The sequence below is a fragment of the Caulobacter sp. 17J65-9 genome (assembly GCF_010975005.1).
GTDB lineage: Bacteria > Pseudomonadota > Alphaproteobacteria > Caulobacterales > Caulobacteraceae > 17J80-11.
In genome coordinates, this window is the sequence record NZ_JAAIVC010000351.1 from 1 (window position 1) to 604 (window position 604).

Here is a 604-nt window from a genome sequence, read left to right on the forward strand (position 1 = left end):
GCCCAGCGCGGCGCTCCTGAGGCCGGCGGTCTGGCGGGCCAGGCGGCGCACCTCGCGGCGGCGCCCGCCCATCACACGAACCGCGCGCATGGCCACCACCCGCTCGGCGACGAAGGCGGACAGCCGCGCGCGCCGTCGCCGCGCCAGGCGCACGGCCCGGTCCAGCGGCTTGTTCAGAGGAAGCGACAGGGCCGCGCCGACGCTCAAGCCGACGGCGGCCGCGAGCGCGATCGGCCAGTTCAGCACGCCCAGCGCCGCCAGGGCGGCGACCACCGTCACGCCCGCGACGGTCACCTTGGCCAGGCCGTAGCTGACCCACTGCTTGAGGGCGGCGAGGTCGCCGACGAAGCGCAGCAGCACCTCTCCGTCGCTGCGCTTTTCGAGCGCGAACGGCGACAGCTTGGTCAGCCGGTCGAACAGGGCGGCGCGCAGCTCGGCGGTGTAGTCGAAGCCCAGCTTCTCGGCGTCGACCCGCTCGCGCACCCGCAGCCAGGCCCCGAACGCCAGCGCGGCGGCGAAACCTATGGCCAGCGGCCACAGCCCCGCGGCCGTCGCGGGCGAGCCGGCCACCACGCGGTCGAAGCCGGCGCGCACGCACATGGCC

General features: G+C 76.2%; 1 protein-coding gene. It reads right to left on the reverse strand.

Annotated features, from left to right (window positions below; genetic code table 11):
- Nucleotides 1-604 (reverse strand): ABC transporter ATP-binding protein (locus G3573_RS21905; protein WP_163263710.1); only part of this gene is annotated, 604 nt, incomplete at both ends.